The following is a 20,925-nucleotide window of genomic DNA, read 5'->3' as shown; positions in this document are numbered from 1 at the left end:
AGGTAAAATTATGAAATGGAAAAAAGCAGGCTGTTTATTTTTGACAGCAGTATTGGGAGCGGGGCTTCTGGCCGGCTGCGGTAATCAGGCGGAAACAGGAAATGCAGGAAGCACACCCACAGATGTTGAGAGCAAAGCAGTGGAAACCGGTGCTGCAGAGGCAGTGGAAACCCAGACAACGGAGAAGAAGGAGGCCCCTCACTATTCCTATCGCATGGTGATGCACAATTTCGGACCGTGGGATGATAAGCCGGAAATGGCGGAGCGCTGGGAAGAGGAGTATAATGCGGATTTTGATCTTGTTTATGTGGAAACTGCAAATGCAGGTGACAGCATTAACCTGATGATTGCATCTGGAGATATTCCGGACGTAATACAAATGGTAGATCAGAACAAATATTATAAGGATGGGATTATCGGTGGATGGACAGAGGAATTTTTCCGCGAGCATGCACCTAATCTGTCCAGGTATATTGACGAAACAGACCCTTCCGCATGGCAGATTGCCAAATTTGACGGAGAACTGATGTACAGCATTCCCTGTTTCCGGAAATATGATACTATTGTAACTCCTGTTGTATGGAGAACCGACTGGCTTGAAAATGTGGGAATCACAGAAATTCCCAGGACTCTTGAGGAATTTGAAGAGGCCTTTTATAAGTTCACTAAAGAAGATCCGGATGGAAATGGAAAAAATGATACCTATGGGCTGTCTGAAACAGGTATCCGTACTATTTATGGTGCGTTCGGCAGTTATCGCGGGAAATGGCTTCTGGGTGATGATGGAAAAGTAGTTTACGGAGATGTGAAGCCGGAAATGAAACAGGCTCTTGAAGTTCTGCATAAATGGTATGTGGATGGTGTGCTGGATCCGGAATTTGTAACTGGTGAAAATGAAGGCGGCTATTGGGCTATTACCCATAAATTCCTGAACAATCAAATCGGTTATACCAACATGGGTAACTTTTACCATTGGCTTCCCGATATGAGCGGGGAGGAAAACGGATCTGCTATTGGTGAAATGGCTGCACAATGGAAGAACTCAGGCAACACGGGAACCTATGCCATGGGCTATGCACCGGAGGGGCCTGATGGACATAAAGGGACGGATAAAGCTGATTTCAGAAAGCTTCGTACCGTATTTTCTGTAAATCTGGTTCAGGATGAGGATAGATTCGGACGCTTACTGGAAATCATCGATGATATGAACTGCGGCAGTGTAGAGAGATCAGTGGAAGTGAACCGCGGGACACTTGGAAAGTATTCGGATATCGTTGATTTTATGGGAAAGAAGGCTTATACTGCAATCGGAGAAGCTGCAGAAGCGGATTCCCTTAATCCTTTTTTAAGTGCAAAGGGAGCAGCAAATACCTTTGCTTTCATTGAAGAAGGTGGCAACCTGGAATATCAGGAGGTTGCTTATGCACAGCAGTTTGCATGGGCTGATGAAGAATTTAAAGACAAAAATGACGGTTATGTAAGTGTTATCTTCAAGACTCCGGAATCCAAGGCAAAATACGGGGCGGAGCTGGATAAGATTCTGAACACCGGATATACATCGATTATAACGGGAGAGAAGCCTCTGGATTATTTTGATGAAATGGTGAAGCAGTGGTATGACAACGGCGGTGAACAGCTGACACAGGAAGCAAACGAAATTTACGCACAGGAACATGCAGACAACTAGGAGGCATGAAACGAAAAGGGGACGTACCAGTGCGCCCCCTTTCACTTTTCCTCCAAGCGGGTGCGGATAAGGAGAAAAAAATGATGATGTTTACAGACGACTCCAATCAGACAAGGCTGGCGAAGGATCCGGCGGTTGTCAGATTCGGAAAGTATTATTATATGTATTATTCCAACTGCAGAATCAGTTGTGACTCCCAGGGTGAGGAAAAGGCCGTATGGGGGATTGGAATTGCCCGAAGCACTGATCTGGAAAATTGGGAAAAGCTTCAGGACATGGATATAGAAGGAGAACTGGAAGCGAATGGTATCTGCGCACCTGGAGCTCTTATTTTTGAAGGAAAGCTACATTTGTTTTATCAGACCTACGGAAGCTTTGAGAAGGATGCCATCTGCCATGCATGGTCGGAAGATGGAGTCCATTTTACCAGAAATGAAACAAATCCGATTGTACGTGCGTATGGAGACTGGAACAATGGAAGAGCGATTGATGCGGATGTGATTATTTTTCAAAATAAGCTGTTCCTGTATTTTGCCACGAGGGATCCAGAGGGAAAAATACAGATGCAGGGCGTAAGCTGCTGTCCTCTGGATGGTGAATTCCGCAGAGAAAGTTGGAAGCAATGCTGTGAGGAGAGCATATTGCGGCCGGAACTGGATTGGGAGCAGGAGTGTATTGAAGCCGCCGCGGCTATGGTCCGGTATGGCAAGGTATACCTGTTTTATGCCGGTGCATATAATAACTGCCCGCAGCAGATCGGCGTCGCGGTAAGCAGCGACGGTATACACTTTGAAAGAATGTCAGACAGACCTTTTCTGGAAAACGGAGGGCCGGGAAGCTGGAATGAATGTGAATCGGGGCATCCGTATGTTTTTGTTGATGATGACGACAGAGTTTATCTGTTTTACCAGGGAAATAACGACAAAGGAAAATCGTGGTATCTTTCCAAAGTGGAAATCGGATTTAAAAATGAGATACCGTATATTATCTAATTGAAAAAAATAATAACTTTTATTGATGTTAGAAATAGGAATTGACTTCCTGCGTCTGCAATTATACAATGAGCATGTGCCATGTTAATTTTATAACAAACTGCGGCTATTCATTACCGGACCGGCTGCATCAGACAGAAAATGACAGAGAACGAACAGGAGGTAAGTATTATGGCAAACATTTTGAACAGCCCCAGCAAATATGTTCAGGGAGCGGGTGAACTCTCCAGGCTGGGAAAATATGCGGAGGGGTATGGAAAGAAGGCGCTGATCCTTATCAGTGCATCAGGCTATAAGAGAATCGGCAGCATGGTGGAGGAAAGCTTCTCTGGCACAGGCTGCAGCACGATATTCGATTATTTTAACGGCGAATGCTGTAAAACGGAAATCAACCGTTTGATCGAAGTGATGGAAAAGGAAGGCTGCGATATGGTCATCGGCATCGGCGGAGGAAAGATTCTGGATACCTCCAAGGCAGTGGCCTATTACAGGCATACGCCGGTTATTATCTGCCCGACTATCGCTTCCACAGATGCGCCCTGCAGCGCGCTTTCCGTTATCTATACGGAAAACGGCGTTTTTGAGGAGTATCTGTTCCTTCCGGCCAATCCTAATATGGTTCTGATGGATACGGAGGTTATCGCGAAATCCCCGGCAAGACTGACCGTTGCCGGTATGGGCGACGCTCTTGCCACTTATTTTGAGGCGCGTGCCGTACAGGCGAAGGATGCGCTTACCTGCGCGGGCGGACGCGGAACCCTGGCAGCCCATGCGCTGGCGAAGCTGTGTTTCGATACGCTGATGGAGGAAGGGGTTAAGGCCAAGGTGGCCCTGGAGGCAGGTGCCTGCACGGCTGCAGTGGAAAAGGTAATCGAGGCCAATACCCTGCTTTCCGGAATCGGCTTTGAAAGCGGCGGACTGGCAGGAGCGCATGCCATACATAACGGCTTTACGGTTCTGGAGGAATGCCACCATATGTATCATGGTGAAAAGGTAGCCTTCGGAACAATTACCCAGCTGGTGCTGGAGGATGTATCTGCGGATGAGCTGGAGGATATTATCGGCTTCTGCATCGAGGTAGGCCTTCCGGTAACCCTGAAGGAGCTGGGAATTGAAGAAGTGACGAAGGAAAAAATCATGGCAGTGGCGGAAGCGGCCTGCGCGGAAACAGATACGCTTCATAATATGCCCTTTGAAGTGACTCCGGAAAAGGTTTATGCGGCAATCATGGCGGCTGATGCCTACGGAAGATATTTCAAAGGCCTGTAAAGTTTTTCTTCTGGTACTCCGACGGCGTCATTCCCAGCCTGCGGACGAAAGCCTTATGAAAATGGGAGTGATCGTAGAAGGCCAGAGCGGCGGCGGTTTCCGTTATCGTATGACCCTTAAGGAGCAGCTCACAGCTCTTTTCAATCCTGGTATCCAATATCAGGGCGGAGAGAGTTGTGTGCAGCTCTTTTTTTATGAGCCGGTTGATGTACTGCGGGTTTAAGAAAAGCTCTGCGGAGATGGTGCGCAGCAGATCCCCTGTGGAAAGGGAAAGATTTTCCCGGATGAGCCGTAGAATACGGTAAATACGGGCGTCCCTGCGTACGAGACATTCCGGGCAGGCCCGGCCGAAGCTGTCGCACAGAAGCAGCAGCACGTTCATAAGACAGTGATAGCGGAAGGCGTCGGAAAGCAGATCACAGCAGGGCGGCGCGTCGCAGGCCTCCAAAAGTGACCTGACAGCCGTCAGCTGATCCTGGGGCAGCCGGATTTCGGCTGTCTGACGCAGGCCGGGATCGGTAAAGTAAAGAAGAAAATCCTGAAGCATGACAGGGGTGCTTTCCTCGGAGGCATCTGACAGGAATATTTTGGGGAGAAGATAGAGATTGCGTACAATAAGCCCGGGCTCAGGCTCCAGGGCATGGGAATGTCCGTCAGGTATGAAATATACACATCCCTCCGTAAGAAGCCTGTTTCCCCTCTCCGTTTTATGCATCATCCTCCCGGACAGAATAATGCCTACTTCCAGAAATTCATGGGAATGCGCGGCTTCCGATAAATGCGCGGTATAACGGTATTCTTCGGTATACAGCGGAAGGGAGGTACGGGCGGTTATGTAGCTGCTGTGAATTAAATATTCCTGTGTTTTCATACTCAGATTATAAACGGCGGGGAAAGGCATAGCAAGAGAAAAGTCCGTATTTTACACAAAAAGCACCGCTGTTTACAAGCGGTTTTGTCCGCCGCATGCTACAATGGACAAAACGCGGGAAGGCTGAGGGCGGCGCGTCCCTTTCCCTCTTGAATTTATTGTGCGCCGGAGTGCGCGGAGGTAGTGGAAATGACGGAATCGGAAAGACTTTTAATGACACTGGGCTTTGAAAAAAGGACGGAAAGGGGAGCGGTACTGGAAACCTTTTTTCCATGGGACAAGACGGTGAATAACTGGTGTAAGCAGGGACTGCCTGAAAAATTTGCGGCCAGCCGGCTGTATCCGCAGGCGGGAAGCTATATGGAGAGATATCTGAGTGATGAAATGACGGAGCCGGTTTATGAATATGAAAAATACCTGGGGTTTGACGGAGTGAAGCGCATGGCCTTCCGTATCCCCTTTGCATGCTTTGATACGACGGTCCTGGAGGAAACCTTAACTTATGTCGTCAGGCTGGATACCGATGGCTGGATAAGAAAGTACCATAAAAACAGCAATCTTGTGGAGGAACTGAAGGCACCGGTGGAGGAGGAAAAGGACTGGTATACGCTGAAGGATAAGGTAAGGGAGCATCTGGAGCTGTATTGTACCGATGAAAATATCGGGAAGGTTTATGGGAAATATGCGCAGGCCCACAAAAGAGGCGATTTTTCACTGCGCTTCAGGGCGCAGGGCTTCTTCTGGCTGCCCCGTACGCTGCTGGGAATCGAGGGGCAGATGTATGCCTTCTACGACATGCCTGAGGTAATCCATGATATGAACCGGTTTGCGGTGGAGGTCTTCCGGGAAAAGCATGGGAAAATATTTGATATTATCCAGCCGGAGGTCATGCTTTTTGAGGAGGATTTGAGCGGCTGCAATGGGCCGATGATTTCGCCGGATACCTTTGAGGAATTTGTGGCGGACTATTACAGACAGCTGTTCCCTTTTCTGAAGGAAAAGGGAGTGAAAAATATTTTTGTGGATACGGATGGTGATTTTAACAGGCTGATTCCGCAGTTTATTGCTGCGGGCGTGGACGGCTTCCTTCCCATGGATGTGAATGCGGGAATGGATATTGTTAAGGTCAGGGAGCTTTATCCCAGGCTGAAATTTATCGGGGGCTTTAATAAGCTTGTGATTGAACAGGGGAAGGACGCAATAGACAGGGAATTCGAGCGGATTCTCCCGGTGATCCGCAGCGGCGGCTATGTGCCGGGCTGCGATCATCAGGCGACGCCGGATTCCACATTGGAAGATTACAAATATTATATCCGGCGCCTGAAGGAGGTTATGGAAGAGAGCGGGGCTGCCTGCTCCTGAATTCCGTAGGCGTCATGCCGGCGTATTTTTTAAATACCTTATAGAAGTAGCGGGGATCCTCATAGCCCACAAGGGAAGCGATTTCGGAGGCCGGAATATCCGTGTTTTTCAGTGTGTCTTTTGCGGCCTCCATACGTACGCCGGTGAGATAATCGATAGGGCTGACGCCCTCCTTTTTCTTGAAGGCGGTGGAAAAATATCTGGGATTAAGATGATAGTGGGCGGCCAGCATTTCCATAGAAAGCTGCTCCCTGTAGTGCTCTCGGAGGAAGGACTTGGCCTGTTCTGTGACAGACTTGTTTATTTCCGCAGGCCTGTTAAGGCAGGTAAAGGATATTTCTTCTTTAATCAGGGAGAGGATTTCGTCCTTATTTTCATAGGAAGCCCAGAATTTCCCATCGGTAAAACGATCCCAGTTTTTCTTGGAGGGAGAATAATTCAGCCGTATGAGCATTTCGTAAATATACTGGATGAGATATTCAGAATTGTGTACCAGGGGATAAAGGCTGTCGATCAGGGAACAGATTTTCCTGGCTGTATATTCGGGGCTTTTGCAGCGAAGATCATTTTCCAGGCTCTTCCAGTCCAGATCTCCGGGAAGCTGTGTCGTATCTGGGGAGGAATTTACTGCATAGTAAACCTTGCCGTTGCCGGAGTGGAACCTCTGGTTCAGCGCTTTTTCGCTCTGTTCAAACAGTTCGGGGCCTACGGCCGGGGCGGGGAAGCTCAGTCCCAGGGTAATGACCGCACCCAGCACATTCAGCTTCGTAACCTGGGATTCCAGCACCTGGTCCAGCTCTTTTTCCAGAGTGTCCAGGCGTGAGCCTGCAAACAGCAGTATCCTGTCCTGGGCGCTGTTTCCGGGCAGCAGGCGGAAGGTCATGGAGAGACGGGGGGCAAGGCTTGCATCCAGGGCGCTGTACACATTTTCCATACTGAAATAACGGTTCTGGTCGTAACGGCTCACATGGGCGGCCCCGGTTATAAACTGCCAGTCTCTGTCCGCGCCCAGCAGGGACAGCAGGGAATCATATTCCTGTTCATTCAGCGGATTGCTCCGGGCCTTCTGAAGCAGCTGGTTGATACGCAGAAGGGTATTCTGTTCCTCCACTTCGGAAAGACGGGTCATATCCGTATATTTTTGTATCGCCTTATCCAGGGCGTCAAAAAGCTTTTCCTGGGTGATGGGCTTTAACAGATAGCAGCAGGCGCCGTGGTACATGGCGTTCTGGACATATTCAAATTCCGCATACCCGCTGATTACGATAATGGAACAGGGTATGCCTGCGGCCTGGCAGCTTTGTACCAGACCCAGACCGGACATGCCGTCCATGCGCACATCGGTGATTATGATTTCCGGACGGTGCTTTTTGGCGGCGGACCAGGCCTCCAGCCCATCACCGGCCTGGTAAATTTCCTCAAATTCATAATTCCCTTTCTTTAATCTGGCAACAATCGCCTCCCGAATCAGGGACTCATCATCAGCAATCAATAGCTTCATAACGTTTACCTCCGTATTTGGGGATAACAAGCTCGGTTTTCATGCCCTGCCCTGCCGCGGTGGTGATGCGGATGCGGTAGAGCGGGCCGAATTTCAGTTTCAGACGGTAATGGATATTGAGAATGCCGATGCTTTCATTCTGATCCTGGAAGTCATCGAAATCATCCTTTTCCAGCAGGGCGGATAGCTTTCTGTAGTCTGCCTCCTCCATTCCGTTGCCGTCATCGGAAATGGAGATAAGAACCTCCGTGCCATGATCCTTTACGGAAAACCAGATATTCCCCCCGGAGGGGATTCCGCTGAAGCCATGGCTGATGCTGTTCTCAATAAAGGGCTGGAAAACAAGCTTGATGATCTGGCATTCCAGGCAGGCTTCATCAATATCGGAATGAAAGGTGAATTTATTGCCGAAGCGGATGCTCTGGATATATACATAGTTATTCATATAGCTGATTTCCTCGGCCAATGTCACAATGCCGGAGGAATTATGGTTGATGCTGTAGCGCAGGAGCAGGGAGAGCCGCGAATTTACCTCACAGGCGGTATCATACCGCTCCACCTCAATGAGGGAATTGATGATTTCCAGGGAATTGAATAAAAAATGGGGGTTGATCTGCGCCTGCAGAGCCATGAATTCCGCATCCTTTTTCTTCATTTCAATGACGTAGTTATTTTCTATCAGCTGGCTTACCTGCCCCACCATCTGGGTAAAAGAGGCGTCAAAAATGCCGATTTCATCGCCGCCCAGATGGGAATCCTCAATCTTAAGATTGCCGCCGCTGACCGTTTTTATTTTGTCAAGTATGATGGCAAAGCGCTTATTTACGCTGGCGGAAAGAAGAATGCCTGCGGTCAGGGTGATGCACACCAGAATCAGGATACCTATGGTAAGGGTCCGGTTGAGGGTGTCAATGCTTTCCAGGGAATTGGCATAGGCAAAATAATACACGGCGCGGAAGCCGGAAGCGGAATTGGTGCTTGTCAGATATATTCCGTCCGCATCCGAAAAATCCGTCACAGGATAGCCATTATAAATAATGCCGTAATTCTTCTGCACGAAGCTCAGGTATTCATCGATGCCGGCAAAGGTCTGACCGTAAATATAGTTGCCTCTGGTATCGATAATAAACAACTGGTGCGAATGCTCTCCGTCCACGCCCTTCATGGCTTTGAATACCTTTTCAGGAAAGAGGCTGAGCTTGATTACGCAGGTGATTTCAGTCCCGTCGGGAGAGTAAACAGGCTTCAGGATGGAGAGCAAATCTGTTTTATAAGCGCCCTCCGTATGCATGAAATAATGATCAAAATAGCGGTCCGTCAGCTTTTCCTTCCAGGATCCGGTATCCTCTGCCAGGGGCCGGATGAAAATGCTTTTCCCATGAATGCTTTTATTAAGAGGGTAAAAGGTGAGGTCATAAAGTCCGTATGGGAACTGGTTATTCAGAATCTGCCGGATGGCCGCATCCACCTCCTGGCAGCTTTCATCCGTGGCTGCCCCCTCGGAAAAGGCCTGCTTGATTGTTTCATTGCTGCTCAGACTGTTTAGCAGGGTATTAAATTTGGAGAGCTTATAGCCTATGTTATCTACATACTGCTCAATAAACTGCCTGGACGTGGTACGGACCTCCTTAGTCAGCAGCTCGGCCGCGTTATATCTGATATAAAAGTTGGAAACAATAATCTCGATCAGAAGAAGCAGAATGAGAAGGAAGAAAAATTTATGCACAAGCTTCGTATCATACAGGTAATGCTTCCACAGACGGATAAAGATTTTCATAAAAAAGCCCTCTCTTATGGTATCGCTGTCAGTAATTGTAAAGGGACAGAATAGCTGTCATTTATATTTGCTTGAACCTCACAGGTGCCCAGGGTTTTCCCTTCCTCTGATATACGGAGCTTCCGGGAATGAATCCATTATACAATAGTAAAAGAAAGCCCCGAAAGAGTAATTTTGTTTTGCACAAAAGGACAAGCTGACTTTTTTCCACACAAGATGTGAAATTTTTTTATTTTGAGAAAAATTCCGTTTTGTTACAATAAGCCCACAACCAAGCTTGGCAGGCAGTGAACAAATAATTGTAGTACGAAACAGGAGGATACAGGATGTTTAAGAAAAAGGGGACTAAAATTACAGCGCTTATACTGGCGGCAATGATGACGGCATCAGCATTTCTGTCAGGCTGCGGCGGAACGGATTCTGCAGGCAGCCAGAACAGCGCAGCATCGGATACAAAGGCGGCTGCCGAAACAGACGGCGCAAAGGAAAGCGCTGATACGAATTCCGGTTCCAAGGAAAAAACAAAGCTTACCATGGTAACCTACCTCGGAAATCCCACAAGAGACGCCCTGGTGCAGGAACTGGTGGCAGGCCTTGACAATATTGAGCTTGAAATCATTTCTCCCCCGGCGGATCAGGCGCGTCAGAAGGTCTCCGCAATGCTTCAGGCAGGAGAGAAAATTGACATTCTGGAACTGGATTCCGTACCGGTGGAGTATATTACCAATGGTTTTGTTGAACCTCTGAATTCCTATATTGATAAATGGGACGAGTGGAGCAGTGTATCCGAGTTCCTGAAGGCACAGCTTACCTCTTATGACGGAAATGTATACTCCATTCCTTACGGCGTATATGAAAGAGCATTATTCTACAGAAAAGACTGGTTTGAAGAAAAAAATATCTCTGTTCCCAAAACCTGGGATGAGCTGTATAACGCGGCAGTGGAGCTGACCGACCCCAGCCAGAACCGTTATGGCTATTCCTTCCGCGGCGGCGCAGGCACCACCGGCTTTTTGCAGATGACAATCCTTTCCTTTGAGGATCCGGCCAAGGTGGATATTGCAGTGCCGTTCATTTCCAAGGATGGAAGAAGTATGTATGATCAGCCGGAGGCGATAGAGGCTCTGGAATTTTATAAGAAGCTGTATGAGGATGGCTCCCATCCCGACTCTATCGCATGGGGCTATTCTGAAATGGTGGAAGCATTTTACTCAGGCGTAACGGCAATGCTGATTCAGGATCCCGAGGTGGTTGCGACCTGTGAGGAATATATGGAAGAAGGCACATGGGATGTGGCGCCTCTGCCCGTAGGACCCAGCGGCCGCGCACTGTTCCCTGCAGGCTTTGCAGGATGGGGAATCGCAGCCAATTCTGAAAACAAGGATGCAGCCTGGGAAGTAATTCAGGCACTCTCCTCCGTGGAAGGAAATACCACCTTCTGCAAAAAGAATGGTAATATTCCGATTCATACCACCGCACAGGAAGAACCTTTCTTCAGTGAAGGTTATTACAGATGCTATATGGAAATGGCAGCAAATCCCGATTCCTATGTAGGCTACGTGGACGGCGGCGAAACAAGATTTGCAACCAAGGAGGAGCTGGATACCATGATCCAGTTCGGCGGAGCGGCGGATGGCCTGGTACAGGAAATGCTGCTGGGCAAAACCTCAGCGCAGGACTGCGCAGCAAAGCTGGGCTCCTATTACAGCTGGTCCCAGGACAGCGAATGGGTAAAGGAAAGATTCAAATAACTGTGAAAGCATTGAGCAGTTATAGATTTGGTAATTAAGCATAAGGCAGTCTGAACCGAAGTCTTATGTCCAACAGGAAGGCTGTCAAAAATGACAGCCTTTCCGATTTGAGAAGGGAAGGAAATTATGCGGCCAAGGACAAACAAGCTGTCAAAAAAGATGAGAGACAGACTTTTCATCGCGCTGTTTCTTCTGCCGGGGCTCCTCATGATTCTTGTCATGCTGTATTACCCTGCGCTGGACGGAATAGTAATGTCATTCCAGGATGTAAAGTCTTACAATATATTCAGTAAAAAATTTATCGGACTGGAAAACTTCCGCCATTTGTTTGCAAATATAACCTATCTGGGGACCTGGAAAAACACGGCCATCTGGGTTTTCGGCTGTGTGAGCGTTGAATTCATACTGGGCTTTGGAATTGCGCTTCTGCTGCAGAAGCATTTTTTTGGAAAAAAACTGTATGAATGCGTGGTATTCATGCCGTGGGCGCTTTCCGGCTTTATGGTAGGCATCATGTGGAAATGGATGTTCAACGGAAGCAACGGTGTAATCAATGACATTTTTATGAGGCTTGGAATTGTGGACAAACAGGTTGGATTCCTGTCCAACCCGGATTATGCCCTTGCCTGTGTAATGGTTGCCAAGGTATGGACCGGTATGGCCTTTTTTGCCATTATCATCATGGCGGCGCTGAAGACGATCCCTCAGGATATGTACGAGGCTGCGGCGATTGACGGCGCTACCCCGTTAAAAAAATTTATTTACATAACGCTTCCTTCGATCCGTGTCATCCTGCTTCTCATGGTTTTGCTGAGGGCGGTGCAGACCATTAACTCTCCCGACCTGATTTTCGGCATGACCCAGGGCGGCCCTGCAGGAAGCAGCCATATCGCCTCCAGCTATATCATGACGGAGGTGGTAAAGGGCAACGACTACGGCCTGGTATCCGCGGCCGGCGTCATTTTATGGCTGGTAACGCTTGCCTGTACGGGAGTCTATATCGCATGCACCAACACCCTGAAAGGAAGTGACGAATAATGGCGGGAAAAGTATTAAAAAAAGCAGTACTGACTGCGGCGAAATATATTCTGCTGGCGCTGTTCTTTATTTTTACGGTGTTTCCGTTTTTCTGGCTGCTGGTTTCCTCACTTAAGGGAAGCAAGGAGCTGTATGAATTCCCGGTGCATTATCTGCCCCGGCAGGCGACCCTGAATAATTACCGGGAAGTGATTCAGATGGGGAATTTCGGGCTTTATATTTTGAACAGCCTTATCATAGCGCTGACGGCTTCCTGCATCGTGGTTCTGATTGCGGGCATGTCCTCCTATATTTTGTCCAGAATGGAGTTCAAGTCCAAGCCTATAGTGTTCATGGTATTTATGATGACCCAGATGCTTCCCGCGGCGGTAGGCTTTGCGCCGTTATATATCCTGATGTCAAGGCTGGGTATGATCGATAAGCTGATTACGGTAATCATAATCCTTGTGGGAGGGCAGATTCCCTTTGGGACAATTCTCCTCATAGGCTTTATGAAGGGGATTCCCAAGGCGCTGGAGGAGGCCGCGCTGATTGACGGCTGCGGACGGATCAAGACCTTTTTCCGGATCGTTATGCCGCTGGCGAAATCCGGCCTGTTCTCCGTATTTATTTTCGTGTTCCTGGCCTGCTGGAACGATGTGTATACCTCCGTTTTATATATTAACTCAAGCGGCAGGAAGACTCTGACCGTAGCCATTTATTCCATGATTGGAAAATATGATATCAACTGGGGCAATGTCGCCGCAGGGACGCTGATCGCCATGCTGCCTGCAATTCTTCTCTTTGGTTTCATGAAGGAAATCTTTGTGGAAAATATTGCGGGAGCGGTGAAGGAGTAGGCGCCGGGAAAACCTGAAAGGATGAGAAAAATGAAAGCAGAAGAAATTTGTACACATTACGGAGAAAATCCCTCCCGGTTTGCGGGAGCGGTCACACCGCCTATTTTCCAAAGCTCCCTGTTTACCGAATGTGAGGGCAACGAGGGCGGCAGGGAAGGGCGTTATGCCTATACAAGAGTCTCCAATCCCACCACGGAGATCGTGGAAAACAAGGTGGCGGCGCTGGAGCAGGGGGAGGCGGCGAAATGCTTTTCCTCCGGTATGGGGGCCATCAGTGCGGCGATGATGCACTATCTGAAAAAGGACAGCCATGTAGTGGCGGTTGCCAGCATCTACGGCCCGGCCCACCGGTTCCTGGAGGATTATATGAAGCGTTTCGGCGTGGAGGTGACCTTTGTGAAGGGAACCGACACACAGGAGCTGGAAGGGGCCATGAGGGAGAATACGGATCTGATTTATCTGGAAAGCCCCTCCAACTATCTGTTCCTGGTGCAGGATCTGAAAAAGATTTCCGAAATCGCCAAAAAGCACCATGCAGCTACAGTAATTGATAATACCTACTGTACGCCGGTGTTCCAGAAGCCCCTTACCATGGGCATTGATATGGTGGTGCATTCCGCTTCCAAGTATCTGGGCGGACACAGCGATATCATCGGAGGCGTGGTAATAGGCCGCAGCGAGGATATCAGCCAGGTTGCGCAGAATGAAAGAGAGCTGTTCGGAGCTGTTATGAGCCCCTTTGACTCCTGGCTGATGCTCCGCGGAATACGTACACTGCCGGTTCGTATGAAGCAGCATATGAGCAATGCGCTGGATATGGCGGCGTATTTCCAGAAGCTTTCCATTGTGAAGGAGGTCATTTATCCATGGTGGGAGACACATCCCCAGTATGAGCTTGCCAAAAAGCAGATGACCGGCGCAAGCGGGTTGATGAGTGTGGTATTTGATCTGCCGGGTGAACAGATTAAGAAAATAGTAAATGAGTTGGAATTTTTCCACAGAGGACCCAGCTGGGGAGGTTTTGAAAGCCTGATTTCCCCGGTAGGCGCAGATCTGGCGCAGGATAATGACACCATGAAAAAAGGCCTGGTGCGTATGCATATCGGCCTGGAGGGCGCAGATCTTCTGATGGAGGACTTTGAAAGGGCTGTGAAGCATGTGCTTGGATAAGGAAGAAAAAACAGCGGTAATTTTCAACATACAGAGATTTTCCATTTTTGACGGTCCGGGAGTCAGGACGGCCGTATTTTTCAAGGGCTGCAATCTGCGGTGCCGCTGGTGCCACAATCCGGAGTCCTATGAAAAAACGCCACAGCTTGCCTATGATAAACAGAAATGTATCGGCTGCGGCCGTTGTGCGGCCGCCTGTCCTGGCGGCTGTCTCATTCCGGATCCGCAGCGGGGGCTGCTTTACCGGAAGGAGAACTGCATAAAATGCGGCCGCTGCGCCCGGGGCTGTTATGCCAGGGCTCTCAGCATCATAGGCAGCAGGGTGACGGCGGATGAGCTGATGGAAGAGCTGCTGGAGGATCTGCCTTATTACCGGGAAAGCGTTGACGGCGGCGTCACCTTTTCCGGCGGAGAGTGTATGCTGCAGCTGGATTTCCTGGAGGAAATGCTCCGGCGCCTGAAGGCGGAAAATATACATACGGCTGTGGATACGGCGGGGAATGTGCCGTATGCGGATTTTGAAAGGATTCTGCCATTTACCGATCTGTTTTTGTATGATATGAAGGCGTTTCATGAGGATGTGCACAGGGCGCTGACAGGGGTATCCAACGAGCGTATCAAGGATAATCTGCTGCGGCTGAAGCAGGCTGGGGCGCAGATTAAAATCAGGATTCCCGTCATTGAAGAGCTGAATGCCGGGGAGCTGCCTTTTATGAGGGATTTTCTGTTTGAGAACGGCATACGTGACGTGGAGCTGCTGGCTTATCACAGGATGGGCGTGGGCAAGGGGGAGCTTCTGCTGGATGAAATCCGCCAGGAGGGGTTTGAAGAGCTTTCCGCGCAGAAGCTGGAGGAGTACAACAGAATTTTCTTTGGAAACGTGAAATAAAGGTAACTGCAAAGGAATAAAACAGTTGCAAAAAGGGCAATTGCAAAGGGAGAACATTATGCTTAATACGGAAAAAACGGTTCTTTCTCCGCAGATCGCGGAAAAGATTGAACAGCTGCACCAGGATAAAATCCGGCTGAATAAAGAAAAAATTGATTATTTCGGATACCTGGATATTGATGATCACGGTTTTATTTATTTCCCTGATTTTACATTTGAGCCGATCACCCATGAGGACGGCCGCGTATATGGCATGAAAATGCTGGGGGACAACTACAGGAAGATCCTTAATGAAATGCCTGTTTACTGCAATACCGCCAGCGCTCTTGCCACCTGCTGGCCCGGCAACCTTTCTACCTGGATGGAAATCGGCTTCAGGAAGGAAAACGAGCCGGAATTCCTGTACCCCATTTATGAAAAATACAATATACTTCAGTCGGGCTGCGGCGGTATGAACCATCTGTGCCCGGATCTTACCATAGGCCTGCGCCTGGGCTGGAAAGGGCTGTTAGAGAAGGTAAGGTATTATAAGGAATTGAATGTTCATTGCGACGTTTCTTTTTATGAGGGAGAGGAGCAGCTGCTTCTTGGCGTATTGGAATGGATAGGCCGCCATGTGGATTATGCGAAAAAAATGGCGGAGACAGCGGAAACAGAGGAATTGAGGGAGCACTATATCCAGGTGGCAGAGGTGAATGAGGCGCTTTTGAATCATCCGCCGCGGACGCTGCGGGAGGCATGCCAGTTTACCGCTCATTTTCAGTGTATTGACAGAATGTATTATGCGGGCGGCGCACTGGGGCAGATAGATGAGCTGTTCCGGCCTTTTTATGAGAAGGATAAAGAGATTGGGGGGCTTACGGACGAGGAAGCGGTATGGTATTTTGCCAGCCTGTTCTTCAATGATACGCATTATTCCCAGATTGGAGGCCTGACACCTTCCGGTGATGCCGATATGGTAAGCAGGGTCAGCTTCCTGGTGCTGGATGCGGTGCATTATCTGAAAATTCCTTCCAATGTGGCTATCCGGGTGCATGACAGTATGAATGAGACGTTGCTTCGCCGTTCGCTGGAATACAATATGGAGGATGGCACAGGAGTATGCTATTCCTGTAATGTCGGGTGTGAGGAAGGCTTTGCAAAGAATGGTTATCCGATGGAGCTTGCGCGGATGCGGATCAAGTCGGGCTGTAACTGGACGGCGATTCCAGGTGTGGAATACCCGCTGCAGGATGTAACGAGACTGAGTATGCCTATGGCATTCCATTGGGCCATGGAGGATATGAGGCCGCTTGAAAACAAGGGGACAAAGGTTCTGTGGGAGCTTTTTGTCAGGCATCTGACCGTAATGGTGAACTGCATTAAGGACGGCTATGACTGGCATTATGAGCATATTTCGGAGGACACGCCGGAGATTATTCTCAACCTCTTTATGCACGGGCCTGTGGAACGGGGGCTGAACTGTGCACAGGGCGGCGTTGATATCATGGATCTGAATATTGACGGTATCGGCCTGGCTACGGTGGCGGACTCCTTTGCAGCGATTGAGCAGAGGATTGAAAAGGAACAGGCGCTTACCTTTGAGGAGCTTTATCAGGCCCTTGACGCGGATTATGAGGGCTATGAAAATATCCGTCTGATGCTGAAAAATATTGACCGTCTCGGCGCGCCCCATTCTCCTGCAATGAAGTGGGCGGAGCGGACAAGGGATCTGTTTGTTGCGCTGTGTATGAATGAGCCGACACCGAAGCACCGGCTGAAGGTTATCGCAGGGATGTTCTCCCATGGGGATATCGTCCGGTACGGGGAAACGCTTCCTGCCACACCTAACGGAAGAAAGTACGGGGAGCCTATTTCCCATTCCAATGAGCCTGATCCGGGCTTTGCCAGCGGACTGCACACCTTTTCACCTTCGCTGAAGGCAAATACGGTTGCAAAGCTGCAGCCGGGATACGGCAACTCTTCGCCGCTGCATCTGGACGTGGATAATTCCATGATCACGAAGGAGGGCGGCGTTGATGCGCTGGAAACATTGATACATACCCATAACCATATGGGAGGAACCCTGATTAACCTGAACTGTCTGACCAGGGAGCGCCTGCTGAAGGCGCATGCGGATCCGGACAGCGATCCGGATTTGGTGGTGAGAGTGACGGGATATTCCGCATTTTTCTCATCTCTGTCACCCAAGTACAGGCAGCAGATTGTGGATCGGTTTTTAAACTAACCGGAAGGGGACTGTGATGGAAGAGAGTGAAAACAGCCTGAAGCTTCTGAGCTTTTGGGCGATCAATGGGGAATTGTGCGGACCAAAGCTCAGGAGGCAGCTGGACGAAATGAAGAGCCTGGGGATGCAGGGAACGATTTTCCATCCCAGATATTATCCGGGCAGGCCCGCTTATATGAGCAAAGAATATTTGCAACAGCTGTCGGAGACAATTCTGTATGCGAAGAAGCTGGGACTGGAATTCTGGATTTATGATGAGAACGGCTGGCCCTCCGGGAACGCCGACGGGCATGTCTTGGAGCGTTTCCCGAAGAGCCGGTGTGAGTGGCTTGCCTGTCACGACGGAACGGTCTGCCTGGAAAGCCGGCCGGGGTTCAATACGCTGTGCCGGGAGGAAATGGCATATTTTATTGAGTTTACATATGAAGGCTATCGGAAAGGGCTGAGTGAGGAAGCATTTTCCTATGTGACGGGTTTTTTCAGCGATGAGGTTGGGTTTCTGGATGGGGAGAGCGTGACGTTGGAAAAGGGAGCGATCCCCTGGTGCCGGGAAGCGGAGGAAACCTATGAAAGCAGATATGGCAGAGCCTTCCGGGAGGATTGGGGGCTTTTGTTCCGGGAAGGCGAGGGCTGCCGGGAGGTAAGGTACCGTTACTGGCAGATCCTTTCGGATATTCTTGCCGATTCCTTTTACCGGCCGGTTAATGAGTGGTGTGTCCGTTATGGAAAGAGGTATACCGCGCATTTAAAGGGGGAAGAAAATCTTTATTTTCAGGTTGGCTGCAGCGGTTCTGTGTACCGCAATCTGATGGAGGTGAATGTGCCGGCTGTGGATGCCCTGGAGAGATATCCGGGAAATCATTACTATCCGCGTATTGCTTCCTCCCTGAGCCGCCAGTTTTCCGACGGACGCTGCCTTGCGGAGGCGATGGGCGGAAGCGGCTGGGGAATGTCCCCGGAGGATATGGTACGGTATGTGGACTGGCTGGCGGAAAGCGGCATAGATACCATTGTATTTCATTTATGGCAGTACTGCACCAAAAGCGCGTCGGTCAGGGACTGGCCGCCTAACATACCGCGGGGGTTGACCTGGAGGACCGCTGCAAAAGAAGTGTTTGCCAGGCTGCGGAAAAAATGGGATGGGAAAATCCGCCAAAACAGGCCTGTGCTGCTGATTGCCCCGGAACGGGGAGTGATGGCCGGCTTTGATCCAGGGTGCGCTCCCGAAATCAACGTCCATAACGGCAGTGGGTATGCGGACTGCGAGGGCGGCAGGATCAGCGCGGCCTTTGGGGCTTTTGTGGAGCATTGCCATGGGCAGGGGCTTGCCTTTGACGTCTGCAGTGAACGGATATTTGAGGAATATGGATGCGTGGAGGACGGACAGCTGCGGATAGGAAATGCGGTGTATTCGGCTGTTATCTGCGGAGAGGGCGCTTTGTTTACGAAGGCTTCGGTCAGGGAACAGGCGGTAGTATCTGGGATTTGGTATGAAGAGGCGCAGTGGAAATGGCGTTATATGGGGCATGGCGGGAATCAGTTTCTTCTGGAAGGAAAGGAGAACTGTATTTCATACAGGGAAGATGCGGACAGGAACGAAGCTGGCAGGGGAGAGGACTGGCGTGTCCGGGTACAGGATCCGGTCAGGGAAGTCTATGTTCAGGAGACCCTGCTTACTTTGGAAGAAAGGGATGGGCTTTTCTATTGCGAAATTCCGGATGATATCATGCTTTCCTGTCGTGAGAAGGGAGAAATCCGTATCCGTTTGGTGCCCTTACCGGATGGGGAGCAGGATCCGTTTGCCTGGCTGGAAGGCGATTTCGCGGTAAAAAGCAGGGCGGGATATACCCAAAAGAACGGACATCAGTGGCGGACCGAAGGGGATTTCTATCTGACGCAGCTAGACGGGGAAAAGATAAAGCTGCAGGATCTTACTGAAAGCGGATTCCCATTCTGCGGCAGCTATGTGGAGGCACAGAGCATGGCATACGTGGGAGAGGATGGGGTGCTTACCTTTGATGCCTCCGGCCTGCATGCCGATTGTATCGCTGCCGCGCTGGACGGAGAAGAGGAGTATGGCAGGTACTGCTGGGGGCCGGAATGGAGGCTGGAGGGGATTGCGCCGGGAATACATACGGTGCGTATCCGGCTGATTCCCAGTACCTTCAATACCTTCGGCCCGCATCACCACCGTGATGGCGACAGGCATCTGACAAGTCCCATGCAGTATAGTGGGGAGAAGGGTTTTGCGGATACGCCGGATGCCCCTTCCTTTACATTGGTGAAGGAATATCATGTTGTGAAGTTTGGAATTTAATTTTTATTTGAAAGAAAGGCGTTACTGTATCCGGGAAGGAGGACGGTGACGCCTTTCACATTTTACGGTACGGAGGATGGTGCACACGCTCTGTACTTTGTAATCTATCAGGGAAGCATGTTCCTTTTTTTCCACTCCCGTGGCGCAATTCCCATTACTTTTTTAAACGCTCTTGAAAAATGGAGCTGATTTTCATATCCCACTTGTATAGAGATATCTCCGATTGACAGTTCCGTATTTCTCAGAAGATCACAGGCGATATTGATCCGATAGCGGATGATGTATTCCTGCGGAGTAACAAGAACAGTGTCCCTGAAAATTTTACCGAAGTAACTGCGGTCCAGATTACACCAGTTGGCCAGTTGGGCGACAGAGATATCCTGATTGTAATGGCGTTCAATATACATCATGGCCTCATGAACATAAAATTCCTGAAGGTTTCCTGCCTTTGGCGTCTTTTTCTGCGAAGAAGTCCGTATCAGTGTTTCCAAAATAAAATACATATTACCCAGGAGCCGGAGAGAACTGTCGTGCTCCTCCAGCATTTTCAGCATCAGCCCCTTTAATTCGTCGCTTCCTGTCGAATTAGACGGAGTATAGATGGGGTGCTTCAGTCCAAGTCCTGCATCAGATAAAAAGGTAGGAATCTTCAAGCCGTCAAACTCAATCCAGATATAGCTCCATGGATTCACCTTATCGGCTACATAAGTGGTAATGCATTTTGGGCAGATAAGAAAAGCCTGGCCGGCTTTAAGCTGAAAATGCCGATCCGTCCCTATGGTAAAAAGCCCTTTGCCCTCCAGAATATAATGAAGGAGGTAATGATTATGAACAGCAGGTCCACAGGAGAGGAGCGGCGCGCATTTTTCCTTTCCGTATTGGTAAAGAGTGAGATCTGTATAATTGGTTCCCTGAAAGATGTGAGTGATATTGTCATCCATAATCCGCCTCGTTGAAACTAGGTTAGCTGTTGAGTGTGGCCTTTGTTATTTTCCATAGATAGCACACTATATAAATGTAGTATATCATAATGCGTTCTATATGCAAGAAAAAAGATAAAATCAAGAAAATGGGTATATTTTGGAATCCTTCTGATATTTACCCGCAAATCGTTTCCGGGTAAGATGATTTCAAGGTTGGAAAACAGGAAGCGGAGATGGAGAAACCCCAGTATTGCCGGGTATCCTCCATTGTATTCCGGCATTCCGGTTTTCTCTGGAAATCTGTCTGCAGAG

The 20,925-nt window shown here is 49.4% G+C and carries 15 protein-coding genes; 11 read left to right on the top strand and 4 right to left on the bottom strand.

The window, feature by feature from the left end; translation table 11 throughout:
* Window positions 1–10: 10 nt before the first annotated feature.
* The 3 genes from HMPREF1548_RS02995 to HMPREF1548_RS02985 all read left to right on the top strand — a co-directional run bounded on the left by HMPREF1548_RS02995 (window position 11) and on the right by HMPREF1548_RS02985 (window position 3,948).
* Window positions 11–1,687 carry a type 2 periplasmic-binding domain-containing protein gene (locus HMPREF1548_RS02995; RefSeq protein ID WP_021634246.1) on the top strand — a complete coding sequence of 559 codons (1,677 nt, stop codon included), beginning with the start codon at window positions 11–13 and terminating at the stop codon, window positions 1,685–1,687.
* A gap of 80 nt (window positions 1,688–1,767) precedes the next feature.
* Window positions 1,768–2,679, top strand: a complete 912-nt coding sequence (locus HMPREF1548_RS02990) for a family 43 glycosylhydrolase (protein WP_198168606.1) — start codon at window positions 1,768–1,770, stop codon at window positions 2,677–2,679.
* Window positions 2,680–2,850: 171 nt separating this feature from the next.
* Window positions 2,851–3,948, top strand: coding sequence for a glycerol dehydrogenase (locus tag HMPREF1548_RS02985; protein WP_035320807.1), 1,098 nt, complete (start codon window positions 2,851–2,853; stop codon window positions 3,946–3,948).
* Here HMPREF1548_RS02985 and HMPREF1548_RS02980 read toward each other — a convergent pair.
* Window positions 3,935–4,819, bottom strand: coding sequence for a helix-turn-helix transcriptional regulator (locus tag HMPREF1548_RS02980; RefSeq protein ID WP_198168605.1), 885 nt, complete (start codon window positions 4,817–4,819; stop codon window positions 3,935–3,937). The genes HMPREF1548_RS02985 and HMPREF1548_RS02980 overlap by 14 nt on opposite strands.
* 189 nt (window positions 4,820–5,008) lie before the next feature.
* Between HMPREF1548_RS02980 and HMPREF1548_RS02975 the strand changes: the two genes are divergently transcribed.
* Complete coding sequence (locus HMPREF1548_RS02975; protein ID WP_021634242.1) at window positions 5,009–6,181, top strand: uroporphyrinogen decarboxylase family protein; 1,173 nt, start codon at window positions 5,009–5,011, stop codon at window positions 6,179–6,181.
* Here HMPREF1548_RS02975 and HMPREF1548_RS02970 read toward each other — a convergent pair.
* On the bottom strand, window positions 6,150–7,682 hold the full coding sequence (locus tag HMPREF1548_RS02970; protein ID WP_021634241.1) for a helix-turn-helix domain-containing protein: 1,533 nt from the start codon (window positions 7,680–7,682) through the stop codon (window positions 6,150–6,152). The two genes, HMPREF1548_RS02975 and HMPREF1548_RS02970, sit on opposite strands and share 32 nt — an antisense overlap.
* Window positions 7,663–9,459 (bottom strand): cache domain-containing sensor histidine kinase, encoded by a 1,797-nt coding sequence (locus HMPREF1548_RS02965; protein WP_021634240.1) that lies wholly within the window; start codon window positions 9,457–9,459, stop codon window positions 7,663–7,665. Before HMPREF1548_RS02965 ends, HMPREF1548_RS02970 begins: the two co-directional genes overlap by 20 nt.
* Before the next feature lie 326 nt (window positions 9,460–9,785).
* Between HMPREF1548_RS02965 and HMPREF1548_RS02960 the strand changes: the two genes are divergently transcribed.
* The 7 genes from HMPREF1548_RS02960 to HMPREF1548_RS02930 all read left to right on the top strand — a co-directional run bounded on the left by HMPREF1548_RS02960 (window position 9,786) and on the right by HMPREF1548_RS02930 (window position 19,690).
* Entirely contained in the window at window positions 9,786–11,210 is a 1,425-nt protein-coding gene (locus HMPREF1548_RS02960) for an ABC transporter substrate-binding protein (RefSeq protein ID WP_021634238.1), read from the top strand.
* A 126-nt stretch (window positions 11,211–11,336) separates the two neighbouring features.
* The gene (locus tag HMPREF1548_RS02955; protein WP_021634237.1) at window positions 11,337–12,248 is read left to right on the top strand and encodes a carbohydrate ABC transporter permease; all 912 of its coding nucleotides are present in this window, start codon (window positions 11,337–11,339) and stop codon (window positions 12,246–12,248) included.
* Window positions 12,248–13,087, top strand: coding sequence for a carbohydrate ABC transporter permease (locus HMPREF1548_RS02950; RefSeq protein WP_021634236.1), 840 nt, complete (start codon window positions 12,248–12,250; stop codon window positions 13,085–13,087). The genes HMPREF1548_RS02955 and HMPREF1548_RS02950 overlap by 1 nt, the downstream gene beginning before the upstream one ends.
* A 30-nt stretch (window positions 13,088–13,117) precedes the next feature.
* Window positions 13,118–14,257, top strand: coding sequence for a trans-sulfuration enzyme family protein (locus tag HMPREF1548_RS02945; protein WP_051358301.1), 1,140 nt, complete (start codon window positions 13,118–13,120; stop codon window positions 14,255–14,257).
* On the top strand, window positions 14,250–15,146 hold the full coding sequence (locus HMPREF1548_RS02940) for a glycyl-radical enzyme activating protein (RefSeq protein WP_330680695.1): 897 nt from the start codon (window positions 14,250–14,252) through the stop codon (window positions 15,144–15,146). The genes HMPREF1548_RS02945 and HMPREF1548_RS02940 overlap by 8 nt, the downstream gene beginning before the upstream one ends.
* 58 nt (window positions 15,147–15,204) lie before the next feature.
* Window positions 15,205–17,373, top strand: a complete 2,169-nt coding sequence (locus HMPREF1548_RS02935) for a pyruvate formate lyase family protein (protein WP_035320802.1) — start codon at window positions 15,205–15,207, stop codon at window positions 17,371–17,373.
* A 16-nt stretch (window positions 17,374–17,389) separates the two neighbouring features.
* Window positions 17,390–19,690 carry a hypothetical protein gene (locus HMPREF1548_RS02930; RefSeq protein ID WP_021634232.1) on the top strand — a complete coding sequence of 767 codons (2,301 nt, stop codon included), beginning with the start codon at window positions 17,390–17,392 and terminating at the stop codon, window positions 19,688–19,690.
* 107 nt (window positions 19,691–19,797) lie between these two features.
* On the opposite strand, the gene HMPREF1548_RS02925 is transcribed toward HMPREF1548_RS02930, so the two are convergent.
* Window positions 19,798–20,631 carry an AraC family transcriptional regulator gene (locus tag HMPREF1548_RS02925; RefSeq protein WP_021634231.1) on the bottom strand — a complete coding sequence of 278 codons (834 nt, stop codon included), beginning with the start codon at window positions 20,629–20,631 and terminating at the stop codon, window positions 19,798–19,800.
* Window positions 20,632–20,925: the final 294 nt, after the last annotated feature.

The sequence above is a fragment of the Clostridium sp. KLE 1755 genome (assembly GCF_000466465.2).
Lineage (GTDB): Bacteria > Bacillota > Clostridia > Lachnospirales > Lachnospiraceae > Eisenbergiella > Eisenbergiella porci.
Note: the sequence above shows the minus strand (reverse complement) of the source record. Positions and strands in the feature narration are given on the sequence as shown.